Raw genomic sequence first — 14,093 nt, 5'->3', positions numbered from 1 at the left:
CAATAATGGTAAACAAATTCATGAAAAGTTGCAAACTAAGCTTAAGCTTCAAGGGAATTCTTTCTTAAGTTTGTTGTGCTATTCATCACGCTGACTTGAACTATCTTGGTCTGCGTCTTTTAAATCCAAATTCAAATCTTCTACCGATACAACCTCTTCATTTCCTTCACCATCTTTAATAGATACTAATCCTTGTTCTTCATTAAGCACTTTGACATCCATTCCTAAACTCTGTAACTCTTTGATTAGTACTTTGAATGATTCAGGTATTCCCGGTTCAGGAACATTGTCGCCTTTGACAATTGATTCGTATGTCTTAACTCTACCAACGACATCGTCACTCTTAACTGTGAGCAATTCTTGTAGACTGTAAGCAGCACCATAAGCTTCAAGGGCCCAAACTTCCATTTCTCCAAAACGCTGACCACCAAACTGTGCCTTACCACCTAGAGGCTGCTGAGTAACTAGTGAATAAGGACCTGTTGAACGAGCGTGAATTTTGTCGTCAACTAAGTGAGCTAGTTTCAGCATGTAGATATATCCAACAGTAACCTCATTGTCAAAGGGCTCTCCTGTCCTACCGTCAACCAATTGAGTCTTACCGTTTTCAGGTAGGCCTGCTTCTTTGAGAGTTTCAAGGATCTCATCTTCATCCGCTCCATCGAAAACTGGTGATGCCATTTTTAATCCTAAGGCTTTGGCAGCCCAACCTAGGTGGGTTTCTAGAACCTGACCTAAGTTCATCCTTGAAGGAACACCTAGAGGACTTAGAATAATTTCTAAAGGAGTTCCATCAGGTAAAAAGGGCATATCTTCTTCAGGTAAAATTTTGGCAATAACACCTTTATTTCCGTGGCGCCCTGCCATTTTGTCACCTTCTGAAATTTTACGTTTTTGAGCGATATAAACCCTAACTAGTTGATTTACCCCTGGGGGTAACTCGTCCCCATCATCTCTATTAAACACTTTCACATCAACAACAATACCATGTTCACCATGAGGTACTTTCAATGATGTGTCTCTAACTTCTCGTGCTTTCTCACCAAAGATAGCTCTTAATAAACGCTCCTCAGCTGTTAGTTCTGTTTCACCTTTAGGAGTGACTTTACCTACTAGTATATCTCCTGATTTGACTTCAGCCCCAATCCGAACTATTCCACGCTCATCTAAGTTCTTAAGAGCATCTTCACCCACATTGGGAATATCTCTAGTAATTTCCTCAGGACCTAATTTAGCATCTCTTGCCTCAGCTTCGTATTCTTCTATATGAATGGAAGTAAAGGTATCGTCCTTTACTAATTTTTCGCTAATCAAAATAGCGTCCTCGTAATTATAACCTTCCCATGGCATGAAGCCTACCAGGACATTTTGACCTAAAGCAATTTCACCATTGTCAGTAGAAGGACCATCTGCTAGTATTTGATTTTCTGTGATTTGTTGGCCTTCCTCAACAATGGGTACTTGATTCATACAAGTCCCTTGGTTAGAACGTTGGAATTTCTGCAGTTTATAAATATCGTAACCTGCTCTTACCTCTCCTGTTTCGCCTTCAAAAACCTCACCAGTTCGTCCGTTAACAACACGGCCCTTAGCATTATCATTTCTTCTAACCCATATTTCGTTAGATTGCACCTTATCAACTGTACCATCGGCTCGGCTTTTAACAACTGCTCCAGAGTCATAAGCTGTTCTATATTCCATTCCAGTACCCACCAAAGGTGACTCTGTTTGTAGCAACGGAACAGCTTGACGCTGCATGTTACTTCCCATCAAAGCCCTGTTCGCATCGTCGTTTTCTAAAAATGGTATTTGTGCTGTAGCAACACTTACTAACTGTCGAGGAGACACATCCATGTAATCAATTTTGTCGGGAGTGGTAATTAAAGTTTCATGACGATAACGAGCAGTAATTCTATCGGAACTAAAGTAACCATCGCTATCTAAAGGAGTGTTTGCCTGGGCGATTACATATTTATCTTCTTCATGAGCAGATAAATACTCAATCTTTTCTGTGACCAGTCCATTTTCTTTATCTACTTTTCTATATGGAGTTTCAATAAAACCAAACTCATTAACCTTTCCGTAAGATGACAGAGAACTGATCAAGCCGATATTCGGTCCTTCTGGAGTCTCGATAGGACACATTCTTCCATAATGTGAATGATGTACGTCTCTAACTTCAAAACCGGCTCTTTCACGGCTTAGTCCACCGGGACCTAATGCACTTAATCTTCGTTTATGGGTAAGTTCTGCTAAAGGATTAGTTTGGTCCATAAATTGTGAAAGCTGACTGCTTCCAAAGAATTCTTTAATTGATGCGATTACAGGTCTAATGTTTATCAGGGCTGAGGGGGTGATGGAATCCACATCTTGAATAGTCATTCTCTCTCTTACTACTCTTTCCATTCTAGAAAGACCTATTCGGAATTGATTTTGTAACAATTCCCCCACACAACGCAATCGCCTATTACCCAAGTGATCAATATCATCAACAAAGCCTAATCCATCTAAAAGGTTTAGCATATATCCAATTGATGCTACAATATCATTTCTTGTCAGGTTCTTTACATTTTTATCCACATCACCATTAGTTAGGACAACACAGTCCCTGTCTTCCTGATCATCTTTACCAATACGAATACTAGTGATGCCTGATTGCTCAAGTTTTTCCAAATCTTGAGTGTCAATAACTGTTCCTTCTTCTATAATTACCTCACCGGTTTCATCATCTGTGATTGTTTCCCGAGCTGTTTTGCCAAGAAGTCGATCGCCTAACTCTAATTTTTGATTAATCTTATGGCGCCCAACTTTAGCTAAGTCATAACGCTTGGGGTCAAAAAATAGGGACTCAAATAGACTCTTAGCATTTTCAACATTTAGAGGCTCTCCAGGTCTTAAGCGTTTATAGATCTCAAGAATACCAGCCTCGTAGGAATCGGTATGATCCTTCTCTAGTGTGGCTTTTATTCTAGGATCTTCACCGAATAGATGGAAAATATCGTCGTCTGTACCATATCCTAAAGCTCTTATTAGTACTGTTACAGGTAATTTCCTAGTGCGGTCGACCCTAACGGAAATAACATTTTGGGCATTCATTTCAAATTCTAGCCAGGCACCTCGATTAGGAATAATAGTGCCCGAGTATAGTGTGTTTCCATTTGAATCAATTTCACTACTAAAATATACTCCTGGAGAACGTACTAGCTGACTGACTATAACTCGCTCAGCCCCATTTATGATGAAAGTCCCATTTTCAGTCATTAAAGGAAAGTCTCCCATAAAGACTTCTTGTTCTTTGACCTCGCCAGTCTCTTGGTTCACTAGTCTTACTTTCACCTTTAAAGGTACTGAATAAGTTACATCTCGTTCTTTACAATCCTCAACAGAATATTTAGGTTCTCCTAAGGAATAATCCACAAATTCCAAAACTAAACCACCGGTAAAATCTTCTATCGGTGATATGTCATCAAACATTTCTTTAAGTCCTTCATCCAGAAACCATTGATAAGAACTTTTTTGAATTTCAATTAAATCAGGTAATTCAAAGACCTCATCAAGCTTTGAATAACTTCTTCTTAGGTTTTCAGATGCAGGTTTAGCCATAGATACGTATCACCCCTCACACCCAAATTTTTAACAATTTTACACCAACACCTATCCAATTTATTATGCCCTAGTAAAAAAAAAATATTCTAACTTGATGTATAATTATAAGTTAGAAGATACTTAGTCCGATTGTCTCATAGCATCTTAAAATATTAACATAATATCTCTATAAAGTCAATATTTTTTAAAGAAAAATGTAATTGTTCTGTGATATTGTCACCCCTAGAATGTTCTGTGAAAATGTCACTATGACTAAAAAGGTGACATATCAAATGACCCAAGAAGAAATTAAAAAACTAAATATTATCAATCAAACAATTGATGGCTACTTAACCATTAGAGATGCAGCACGAGCTTTGAACCTCAGTGATCGACAAATTAAACGACTGAAGAAAGGAGTGCAACTAGAAGGACCCAGTTTTGTCATACATAAAAGCCGAGGTAAAAAGCCTGATCATTCTGTTCCTGAAAGTACTGAAAAACATATCATTTCTCTAAAGTTAGAAAAATACCCAAATGCAAATTTCACTCATTTTACAGAACTTTTAAACGAGCGAGAAAAAATCTCTATCAGTAGGCCAGTTGTTCATAGAATTCTTAGTAAAGCTGGAATTTCTAGTCCTAAAAAACATAAAAAGAGTAAGAGTCACCACAGACGCAAACGCAAGGACAGAATGGGACTTTTAGTACAAATAGACGCCTCACCTTATGACTGGTTTGACACTGGCTTTGATTGTGATTTACACGCTGCTATCGATGATGCCACAGGAGCTTTGCTAGGATTATTTTTTGTTGAAAATGAATGTCTTGAGGGATACTTTCAGATTATGCATCAGTTAATTTCAAACTATGGTATTCCTGCAAGTCTTTATAGCGATAAGCACACTATTTTTAGATCACCTAAATCGGACAAGCTTTCGATTGATGAACAGCTCGCAGGTAAACAAGTTAAGCCTACTCAATTTGGTGCAGCTATGGAAGAGTTAGGAGTCACTATTATACCTGCTAACTCTCCACAAGCAAAAGGACGAGTTGAAAGGCTTTTTGATACTTTACAAAGCAGACTGCCCACACTTTTTAAGCTACACAATATAACTACCATGGAGAAAGCTAATGAATTTTTACAAAAAGATTTCTTGCCTGATTTTAATAAAAGATTTGCCCTAAAGCCCGAAAATGAGCTATCGGCTTTTACCTGTTTAAATCAAGATATTAATCTTGATCATATACTTTGTTCTAAATTCAAAAGAACTGTGGACAACAGTGCCACTTTCTCTTTTGAAGGAAGTTACTATCAAATTTTAGATAAAAATAGTCAACTGGTTCCTAAATCTAAAGTTACTGTCCTATCTAATCCTAAATTTGGAGTTAAAGTAAAATATAAAGATATGGTGTTTGAAACTCAAATTGTGGACAAGCCTTCAACTACTAAAATGACCAAAAAAGTTAAAACAACGCAATCACCTAAAAATAGAATAGTCCCAGATGAAAATCACCCTTGGAGAAAACAAAGTGAAAGAACAAATCTTAACTACGACCTGACTGATCAAGAACTTTTAGATACTATACTAAATACCAGGGACCGAGTTTAAAACTCGGTCTACCTTCCTGGGGGGTGACATTTTCTCTGAACAAATTTATGCGTTTTTAGGTGACATTTTCAAAGAACATTGACATATTTTTTAAAGAAAAAACAGAGCACCCCGCTCATTCTGCCAAGGTGCTCTTTCTCTCCAACAATCATAATATCCAAATGGTAATGGATCTATGGCTGTTACTTAATCTCTACATCGCCACCAGCTTCTTCGATTTTTTCTTTCAATTCTTCTGCTTCTTCTTTACTTACTTTCTCTTTAACAGCTTTTGGCAATTCGTCAGCCAGTGCCTTAGCTTCTTTTAGTCCCATTCCAGTAGCTTCTTTAACTGCTTTGATTACCTGGATTTTCTTCTGTCCAGCGTCATTTAGTACAACATCAAATTCTGTCTGTTCAGCCGCCTCGGCTCCACCTTGGTCTCCGCCTGCTGCGGGAGCTGCTGCTGGAGCAGGTGCTGCAGCACTAACTCCAAATTCTTCTTCCATAGCTTCTACTAGCTCTGAGAGCTCCAATACACTCATTTCTTTTACAATATCCAAAACTTCTTGTACTTTAGACATTATTTATACCTCCTCATAATAATTGTTCTTTGTAGTTAATGATTTATCTAGCTTGCATCCTCTTTCTCTTGTCTAACTGCATCAACAGCATAGACAAACTTTCTGATAATACCTTGACAAGCACCAGCAAATCCAGCGATAGGAGCTTGGAAAGTGCCTGCCACTTTTCCAAGTAGTTCTTCCCGGCTTGGAAGCTTGGCTAAATTCTTTACTTTTTCTTCTCCAACTACACTTTCGCCCAAAATTGCAGCTTTAAATTCTAATTCCTCATTTTCCTTAGAGAAATCATTTAGAATTTTAGCTGGTACAACAGGGTCATCATAACCAAAGGCTATCCCCACTGGACCTTCTAGGTATTGATTTATTTCATCAATTCCGGCATTTTCAGCAGCAATGCTTGTTAAAGTGTTTTTAACAACTTTAAAATCCACATTTGAATCTCCTAGCTGTCTTCGCAGTTCATTCATTTGAGCTACATCTAGGCCTCGATAATCAACTAGTACAGCACTTTCGGCCTGGGATAGCTTTTCCGTTAATTCTTCAACCATGCGTTCTTTTTCCTGGCGAGTCTTTTTCAAAGTTTTCACCTCCCACGCTACTTTAAAACAAAAAAAGGTCTCAACCGAGACAGGTAGAGACCTTACAGGCGAATAGACATAGTTTAGCTTAAGTATAAGCTAATATTGAATACATTTCACCCATGTCGCTCTCTAACCTCGGTAGGTTATTAAGCCTGTAAAGGCACCTACTGTCTACGGTTAGCAGACGGATTTTATGCTATTGTTTAATCACAGACATACTAACACACAGGGGTACAAATTGCAACTACTTCTGAGTCACTTTTTGATTATTGATTTTTATACCGGGTCCCATGGTTGTAGAAACAGCCACCCCTCTTAAATACTGTCCTTTTGCTGCCGCAGGGCGTGCCTTCAAAATAGCATCCATCAAAGCATCAAAGTTCTCCTTCAATTTATCTGCTTCGAAAGACTCTTTCCCTATTGGAACGTGCACGTTTCCTGATCTATCAACACGGAATTCAACTTTACCTGCTTTAGCTTCTTCAACAGCTTTACTAATATCATTGGTAACAGTTCCAGCCTTGGGGTTAGGCATCAAACCTTTAGGTCCTAGTACACGACCTAGTTTCCCTACCATGCTCATCATGTCTGGAGTAGCAATAGCTACATCAAAATCAAGGAATCCTCCTTCGATTTTGTTTACTAACTCTTCTGCTCCAACTATATCTGCACCTGCATCTTCTGCCTCTTTAGCTTTATCACCCTTGGCAAATACAACTACTTTGGCGGTTTTACCTGTTCCATTAGGCAAAACTAATGCCCCTCTTACTTGTTGATCGTTGTATTTAGGATTAACACCGAGCCTACATGCAACTTCCACAGTTTCATCAAAATTGGCTACTCCTGTTTCTTTAACAAGTTCAAGGGCTTCTTCTGGGTCATAAAGCTTTTCCCTGTCAATTTTCTCAAGTGCTTCTAAATATTTTTTGCTTTTTGCTTTTGCCATTGTAATACCTCCTTGTGGTTTAGCGGGAAATTCCCTCCCACATATTTAAACTCGTCTTGGATTAAAAAGATCAAAAAATTTTATATGATCAAAATTATTAGCTCGCAAGATTATGAGCTCGCTTTTACTTATCCTTCAACAATAATACCCATGCTTCTGGCAGTACCTTCAACCATTTTCATGGCTGCGTCCAAGTCAGAAGCATTCATATCTTGCATCTTCAGCTCAGCAATCTCTTTCACTTTATCTTTACCTACAGTTGCAACCTTATTTTTGTTAGGTTCACCACTGGCTTTGTCAATCCCAGCAGCCTTTTTCAACAATACAGCAGCTGGTGGCGTTTTAGTGATAAAGGTAAAAGATCGGTCTTCATATACAGTGATTTCCACCGGTATTAGCATGCCTTCTTGATTAGCAGTTTGTTCATTAAATTCTTTACAAAATGACATTATATTGACACCATGCTGGCCTAAAGCGGGGCCAACAGGGGGAGCAGGCGTTGCTTTGCCGGCTGGAATCTGAAGCTTAATAACCTGAGCAACTTTTTTGGCCATTATCCACACCTCCTATTTCAAAACTTAAACTAAAAATTCTAAATAAGTCAACTTAACTATATACACATATAACTGTTACACTTTTTCAACTTGTTCAAAATCCAATTCAACAGGAGTTTCTCTCCCAAACATGGAAACAGTGACTTTAACTTTTTCCTTGTCCGGATATACTTCTTCGATTTGTCCACTGAAATTCTCAAAAGGACCTTCTAGGATTTTAACTTCTTGGCCAGCTTCCAAATCAACTTCTTTTTTGGGCTCTTCATAACCCATTTGCTTCATAATACTAGCTACTTCATCTTCATTAAGGGGAACAGGTTTGGCTCCTGAACCCACGAAACCTGTGACTCCTGGAGTGTTCCTCACTACATACCAGGAATCTTCATCCATAACCATTTCTACTATCACATATCCCGGAAAAACCTTCTTTTCTTTCTCTTGTCGACGCCCATCTTTAATATTTATCTGCGTTTCAGTAGGCACAACAATACGAAAGATCTTATCATCCATACCCATAGAAGCCACGCGTTTTTCCAGGTTCGTTTTTACTTTGTTTTCATAACCCGAATAAGTATGAACCACAAACCATTGTTTTTCCATAATACCTCGAGGATCTACGAGATCCTTTCCCTCCTGTTATAAGTTTATTGAATCATCAATTGGATAATACCTATAAAGGCAGTGTCAAGAATCCAGAAATAAACTCCAACTATAGCAACAGTCATCAGTACAACGCCTGTATAAGTTATTAACTGTTGCCTATTAGGCCAATTGACTTTTTTCAATTCTATCTTCGTCTCTCTTAAAAATTTAAGCGCCTTGCGAATTAAGCCCATACCTTACCCACCTTTTAAAGTGAAGTTTTCACTTAATTTCAAATTACTATACTCTTTTGTTAATTGTTAGTTAGTCAAGCACTTTCTTTGTACTTACTTTCTTTGTTACTTACTTTCTTTGTGTAAAGTGTGTCTGTTACAAAATTTACAATATTTCTTGAGTTCAATTCTATCTCTGTCGTTTTGTTTATTTTTAAAACTTTTGTAATTCCTCTGTTTGCATTCTGTGCATTCAAGAGTGATTTTTTCCCGCATTTTTTCGCACCTCCCGCTTGTGCACTCGTCTCAGTCAATTTGTCACTTCTAAAAATCTATCACAACATATAGTCAATGTCAACATCTTAAATTATATATAAAAATGTATCAAAAAAGCCAGGGACTAAGCCCTGGCTATGCTACTCCCTACTCAATGATGCCAGTAACAACACCAGCACCTACTGTTTTGCCACCTTCACGAATAGCGAATCTCAATCCTTCTTCTATAGCTATAGGCGTAATCAAGTTGATTTCCATCTGTACGTTGTCACCAGGCATTACCATCTCTACTCCTTCTGGTAACTCAATAACCCCGGTTACGTCTGTTGTTCTGAAGTAGAACTGAGGTCTGTATCCTTGGAAGAATGGAGTATGACGACCTCCCTCTTCTTTCTTCAGTACATATACCTCTGCTTTAAACTTGGTATGAGGATTGATGCTGCCTGGCTTGGCTAGAACTTGACCTCTTTCGATCTCTTCTCGGTCAACTCCTCGTAGCAAGGCTCCAATGTTGTCTCCTGCTTCACCATAGTCCATTGACTTTCTGAACATCTCTACCCCTGTGACTACTGTCTTCTTAGGACGATCTGCCATACCTACAATTTCTACTTCGTCTTGTACATTGATATTTCCTCGCTCTACTCTTCCTGTCGCTACTGTACCTCTACCTGTTATGCTGAATACGTCCTCTACTGGCATCAAGAATGGCTTATCTACATCACGATCTGGGGTTGGAATGTAGTCATCAATGGCATCTACTAGTTCCCAAATCGGTCCACAGTTTTCACACTCTCTGTCTCCACAACCACACTCTATTGCTTTTAAAGCTGAACCTGTTACTACAGGTGTGTCGTCTCCTGGGAAGTCATATTCGTTCAACAAGTCCCTTACTTCCATCTCTACTAGCTCTAGTAGCTCTTCGTCATCTACCATATCTGCTTTGTTTAAAAATACTACTATATGAGGAACCCCTACCTGACGACTCAACAAAATGTGCTCTCTCGTCTGTGGCATTGGACCATCTGCTGCACTTACTACCATGATTGAACCGTCCATCTGAGCTGCTCCGGTGATCATGTTCTTTACATAGTCTGCGTGTCCTGGACAGTCTACGTGAGCATAGTGACGATTATCTGATTCATATTCTACGTGAGCTGTACTGATCGTAATACCTCTCTCTTTCTCTTCAGGCGCTCGATCAATACTGTCGTATTCCATCTTTTCTGCACCACCTGCTGTGGATAAGCAAGTAGTCATCGCTGCTGTCAACGTTGTCTTCCCGTGGTCTACGTGACCTATCGTACCTATGTTGACATGCGGTTTCGTCCTCTCAAACTTCTCCTTTGCCATGGCTTACTCCTCCTTACTTAAATTTTTTATTCACTTTTATTCACTTCCATATCTTTTACTAGCTTTCACTTATTTCTTCCAGTTTAATGCAAAACATTTTAATTTTCTGAACATGTCCAATCGAAATAAACATTACTGCATATAATTATAATTGATAGCTATAAAAAAATCAAAACTGAAATTTGCAGTTTAATATTATAATAGTTTAGACAGTAAAACAAAAAAAATATGTATAAAAACATATTTAAAGTAATGGTGGCGGCGCAGGGATTTGAACCCCGGACTCTGCGGGTATGAACCGCATGCTCTAGCCAACTGAGCTACGCCGCCATAATGGAGCTCACGACCGGATTTGAACCGGTGGCCTCATCCTTACCAAGGATGCGCTCTAACCTAGCTGAGCTACGTGAGCTCGCTTAAATTTAAATCTTGGTTGCGGGGGCAGGATTTGAACCTGCGACCTCCGGGTTATGAGCCCGACGAGCTACCAAACTGCTCCACCCCGCGTCGATTATTGGTGAAACTGGAGCGGGCGATGGGAATCGAACCCACGCGACTGGCTTGGAAGGCCAGGGCTCTACCACTGAGCTACGCCCGCTCGGTCATCTTTACATAATTGGTGGAGAGGGGAGGATTCGAACCTCCGAAGGCTTGCGCCAGCAGATTTACAGTCTGCCCCCTTTGGCCAGACTCGGGTACCTCTCCGTATAGAGCTTTTGTAAACGCAGCGATACTGCACTGCGCCCTGTTAAGCATGTGTAATTATACATCAGACTCCCTGCAAAAGTCAACCCTTATTGTTAAAAAGTTTTATGATTTTATTTTAGCTGATTAGAATTGCAAAATGCCTTACTTGATATTTGATAGAGTCGTTGCTATTCACTTCTAATATTTAGATATCTCTCTAGTTTTCTTTTTACTCTCTGTAATGCATTGTCGATAGATTTAACATGCCTATCTAATTCCTGGGCTATTTCCTGATAACTTTTGCCTTCCAAGTACAGCATCAACACCTTCCATTCTAAGCTACTCAGGATTTCAGTCATCTTTAGCTCGATATCATTGTATTCTTCCCTATTAACCATCAAATATTCAGGATCGGTAATTCTAACACCTGAAATGACATCTAGTAAAGTCCTATCAGAATCCTCATCGTAAATTGGTTTATCTAAGGAAACATAAGAGTTTAAGGGGATGTGTTTTTGCCTGGTTGCCGTTTTGATTGCTGTAATTATCTGTCTTGTAATACATAACTCGGCAAATGCCTTAAAAGATGACAGCTTGTCCCCGCGAAAGTCCCTGATAGCTTTATAAAGGCCAATCATACCTTCTTGAATAATATCTTCTCGGTCAGCTCCTATTAAAAAGTATGACCTCGCCTTAGCTCTAACAAAATTTTTATATTTCCCAATCAAAAATTCAAGAGCCTCATGACATCCCTCGCGGGCTCTTTTAGCAACTTCTTCGTCACTATTGAGATCATACTTTTCAAAAATATCTTGGGCACTTTGACTCACATGAATCGCCTCCGCTTTAGTTTTCTACGGGAAACAAGCCCCCCTATGCATAAACATATTATACCGCATATTAAAATATACCGTCAAGCTAAAGAAGGAACTTTCACTTTTTATGTCGAAGAATATTGAGTTTCTCTTTAACTTGCTGATCGAGGAGATTATCGAGAGTATTTCGTTTACCTTCTTCTTTTTCAATGAAATTTTTACGTATTTTTTCCTTAGTCTCCCTAATGAGCTTTTTTAAATCACGAGCCGAAAGTCGGACAGCACCTTTCCCCATAATTACACGTTGTTCTTGCCAGTCGGAGGTGGCTACATCAACATTGCCTTTATCGACCAAATCATACACTAAAGCCTCAATCAAACTATCAGCCGTTTCCCCTTCCTTAGTGTATATAACCAAAATTCCATTGATTTGTTCAGTATGGCGGTTTTTTTGCTTGGCTGAGTGGGCATCGAAAACCACAACGATCTTTCCCCACAAAATCCCTTTGTACTCGGATAATTCGTCTATTAGTTCAATTCGACTAATTTCTAAATTTTCTTCGGCAGATTTTTTTAAATGGTCCCAAGCATTAATAATATTATAACCGTCTACAATTAAATAATCTGTCATTTAGATATCACTCCGATCTGGCTCATGCTTCACTAATTAGTTTTTTGGCGGTATATTTCATAAAGCACTACAGCTGTTGCTACACTTGCATTAAGGGAATTCACCCGGCCAATCATAGGAATATTGGCTATAAAATCACATTCTTTCTTTACCAATGGACTCATACCACTGGCTTCGTTTCCCACCACAAGGGCCAGGGGAATATTATAATTTTCTTCGAAAATTCCTCTATCACCATCTATATCAGTTCCCAAAATCCAGATCCATTGCTCTTTTAATTTTGAAATAGTTTGTCTTAAATTTGATACCTTTATTATAGGAACATGTTCAGCTGCACCACTGGATGCTTTCATCACGGTTGGGTTAACATCTACGCTTCTACGTTTCGGAATAATTACTCCATCCACTCCCACCGCATCAGCCGTTCTGATAATAGCGCCAAAGTTTTGAGGATCTGTCAAATGGTCTAAAATCAATAAGGTGAGTGGTTTTTGATTATTATAATCAAATCCTTTAAGAACTGTGTCTAACTGGGAGTACTTAAAGGGTTCGGTTTCTGCAACTATCCCTTGATGTTCAGTAGTAGGCACCATTTTATCCAATCGGTCTAATGGAACCTTATCTAAATTAATATTATGCTGTTGAGCCAATTTTAGCATCTCATCCTGAAAATTTTTGTTAGAATCTTTAGAAATATAGATACGAAAAACTTTCCTATTTCCTCTTATGGCTTCAACCACTGGATTTTTCCCGGGTACAAGGCTGTCAGTCCGCATTTCCTATAGCACTCCTTTTACTCTTGACATATATAAATATGTTTGCCTGTTTTCACTTTAATAGTAGCCATATTACCAAAATTGCTATCCAAAATTACTGTTAATCGTAGTATTTAAAGTTATAACAAGCCATTGACAAACTGTTTTGAAAACAGGCAAACATTTGTCTAGCACAAAAATTTCACAATCTTTACTTTAAAGGTTGAAACATTTCATCAGTATATATTACACTAGCATAATGTTCTTGATCAAAAGATTTATCATAGTCTATATCCTGAAACAGGACAGGGAATTTATTTTTAAACTCTTTTAACACAGGAATAGCAATTTGCCTAGCTTGTGGGTGGGCCGCCTTATCACATCTTAATTTAAAGAAATGTCTCCATTCCCTCATATTAAAAGTAACTACAATTTCCGTCTTAAGTGAGTTAGGTAAAATTGAACGGGCTTCCTGAGGTGTTGAACCTGTTTCAAGTAATTCAAAGTACTTTTGTTCTATTTCTTGACAGCTTGATTCCCACAACTGATACTCTTTATCTCTATGAGAATAGAAATACGGTCTTATAAGTGTGATCTCATTTCCAAACTTATCTTTTTGATAGTTGCAGTATCTTGTGGATTCTTGACTATAACTAGCTAGGCGGTGACGCACAATTTCATGGGATAAACCCCTGTCAATAATCATCATAACAGTAACCTTTTCATGTTCAATAACTGATTCGTGGCCCTGTTCTACCAAAAACTCTAATAAGCTCTGATTATAATTCCCTTTCATTTTGTCTTCGGATTTATAACAAACCCTGGCATATCTTTCGATTTTTTTCAATTTGGCTTCATCCATTTCTTTCTCTGGTATTAGAACTTGTGGATCAATAACTTTCATTATATCAACTCCTCCCCT

14 protein-coding genes, 5 tRNA genes and 1 other annotated feature are annotated in these 14,093 nt (G+C 38.5%); of the genes, 1 reads left to right on the top strand and 18 read right to left on the bottom strand.

From position 1 onward, the window contains the following. Nucleotides 1-78: 78 nt before the first annotated feature. Nucleotides 79-3,603, bottom strand: a complete 3,525-nt coding sequence (gene rpoB, locus NTHER_RS01055; RefSeq protein WP_012446675.1) for a DNA-directed RNA polymerase subunit beta — start codon at nucleotides 3,601-3,603, stop codon at nucleotides 79-81. 203 nt (nucleotides 3,604-3,806) lie between these two features. Between rpoB and NTHER_RS01050 the strand changes: the two genes are divergently transcribed. Then, nucleotides 3,807-5,198, top strand: coding sequence for an ISNCY family transposase (locus tag NTHER_RS01050; protein ID WP_202943851.1), 1,392 nt, complete (start codon nucleotides 3,807-3,809; stop codon nucleotides 5,196-5,198). A gap of 182 nt (nucleotides 5,199-5,380) precedes the next feature. Here the strand turns inward: NTHER_RS01050 and rplL are convergent, their stop codons facing one another. From rplL to thyX, 17 genes are all read right to left on the bottom strand, one after another. Further along, a complete protein-coding gene (gene rplL / locus NTHER_RS01045; RefSeq protein WP_012446674.1) occupies nucleotides 5,381-5,761 on the bottom strand; it encodes a 50S ribosomal protein L7/L12 in 381 nt (126 codons plus the stop codon). Nucleotides 5,762-5,808: 47 nt separating this feature from the next. After that, nucleotides 5,809-6,348 (bottom strand): 50S ribosomal protein L10, encoded by a 540-nt coding sequence (gene rplJ, locus NTHER_RS01040; RefSeq protein WP_238526104.1) that lies wholly within the window; start codon nucleotides 6,346-6,348, stop codon nucleotides 5,809-5,811. Nucleotides 6,349-6,360: 12 nt separating this feature from the next. Continuing rightward, nucleotides 6,361-6,537: a sequence feature (ribosomal protein L10 leader region), on the bottom strand. 49 nt (nucleotides 6,538-6,586) lie between these two features. After that, nucleotides 6,587-7,288 carry a 50S ribosomal protein L1 gene (rplA, locus tag NTHER_RS01035; protein WP_012446672.1) on the bottom strand — a complete coding sequence of 234 codons (702 nt, stop codon included), beginning with the start codon at nucleotides 7,286-7,288 and terminating at the stop codon, nucleotides 6,587-6,589. Nucleotides 7,289-7,416: 128 nt separating this feature from the next. Beyond that, nucleotides 7,417-7,842 (bottom strand): 50S ribosomal protein L11, encoded by a 426-nt coding sequence (rplK, locus tag NTHER_RS01030; protein WP_012446671.1) that lies wholly within the window; start codon nucleotides 7,840-7,842, stop codon nucleotides 7,417-7,419. 75 nt (nucleotides 7,843-7,917) lie between these two features. Beyond that, entirely contained in the window at nucleotides 7,918-8,442 is a 525-nt protein-coding gene (nusG, locus tag NTHER_RS01025) for a transcription termination/antitermination protein NusG (RefSeq protein WP_012446670.1), read from the bottom strand. Between the two features lie 44 nt (nucleotides 8,443-8,486). Then, nucleotides 8,487-8,678 carry a preprotein translocase subunit SecE gene (gene secE / locus NTHER_RS01020; protein ID WP_012446669.1) on the bottom strand — a complete coding sequence of 64 codons (192 nt, stop codon included), beginning with the start codon at nucleotides 8,676-8,678 and terminating at the stop codon, nucleotides 8,487-8,489. Nucleotides 8,679-8,783: 105 nt separating this feature from the next. Further along, nucleotides 8,784-8,933 carry a 50S ribosomal protein L33 gene (gene rpmG, locus NTHER_RS01015; protein WP_012446668.1) on the bottom strand — a complete coding sequence of 50 codons (150 nt, stop codon included), beginning with the start codon at nucleotides 8,931-8,933 and terminating at the stop codon, nucleotides 8,784-8,786. 147 nt (nucleotides 8,934-9,080) lie between these two features. Continuing rightward, nucleotides 9,081-10,283, bottom strand: coding sequence for an elongation factor Tu (gene tuf, locus NTHER_RS01010; protein ID WP_012446667.1), 1,203 nt, complete (start codon nucleotides 10,281-10,283; stop codon nucleotides 9,081-9,083). Nucleotides 10,284-10,536: 253 nt separating this feature from the next. Further along, nucleotides 10,537-10,613, bottom strand: a tRNA-Met gene (locus NTHER_RS01005). A 4-nt stretch (nucleotides 10,614-10,617) separates the two neighbouring features. After that, a tRNA-Thr gene (locus tag NTHER_RS01000) sits at nucleotides 10,618-10,695 on the bottom strand. A gap of 18 nt (nucleotides 10,696-10,713) precedes the next feature. Further along, nucleotides 10,714-10,790: transfer RNA gene (locus tag NTHER_RS00995), tRNA-Met, on the bottom strand. Between the two features lie 17 nt (nucleotides 10,791-10,807). Then, nucleotides 10,808-10,881: transfer RNA gene (locus NTHER_RS00990), tRNA-Gly, on the bottom strand. Nucleotides 10,882-10,900: 19 nt separating this feature from the next. Further along, nucleotides 10,901-10,988: transfer RNA gene (locus NTHER_RS00985), tRNA-Tyr, on the bottom strand. A gap of 170 nt (nucleotides 10,989-11,158) precedes the next feature. After that, a complete protein-coding gene (sigH, locus tag NTHER_RS00980) occupies nucleotides 11,159-11,800 on the bottom strand; it encodes an RNA polymerase sporulation sigma factor SigH (protein ID WP_012446666.1) in 642 nt (213 codons plus the stop codon). A 103-nt stretch (nucleotides 11,801-11,903) separates the two neighbouring features. After that, nucleotides 11,904-12,416, bottom strand: coding sequence for an NYN domain-containing protein (locus NTHER_RS00975; protein WP_012446665.1), 513 nt, complete (start codon nucleotides 12,414-12,416; stop codon nucleotides 11,904-11,906). Nucleotides 12,417-12,448: 32 nt separating this feature from the next. After that, complete coding sequence (gene rlmB / locus NTHER_RS00970; RefSeq protein WP_012446664.1) at nucleotides 12,449-13,192, bottom strand: 23S rRNA (guanosine(2251)-2'-O)-methyltransferase RlmB; 744 nt, start codon at nucleotides 13,190-13,192, stop codon at nucleotides 12,449-12,451. A 190-nt stretch (nucleotides 13,193-13,382) separates the two neighbouring features. Beyond that, nucleotides 13,383-14,075 (bottom strand): FAD-dependent thymidylate synthase, encoded by a 693-nt coding sequence (gene thyX / locus NTHER_RS00965; RefSeq protein WP_012446663.1) that lies wholly within the window; start codon nucleotides 14,073-14,075, stop codon nucleotides 13,383-13,385. Between the last annotated feature and the right edge of the window lie 18 nt (nucleotides 14,076-14,093).

Source organism: Natranaerobius thermophilus JW/NM-WN-LF (assembly GCF_000020005.1).
GTDB classification, from domain to species: Bacteria; Bacillota; Natranaerobiia; order Natranaerobiales; family Natranaerobiaceae; genus Natranaerobius; species Natranaerobius thermophilus.
This window is presented reverse-complemented; position numbering and strand designations above follow the sequence as displayed.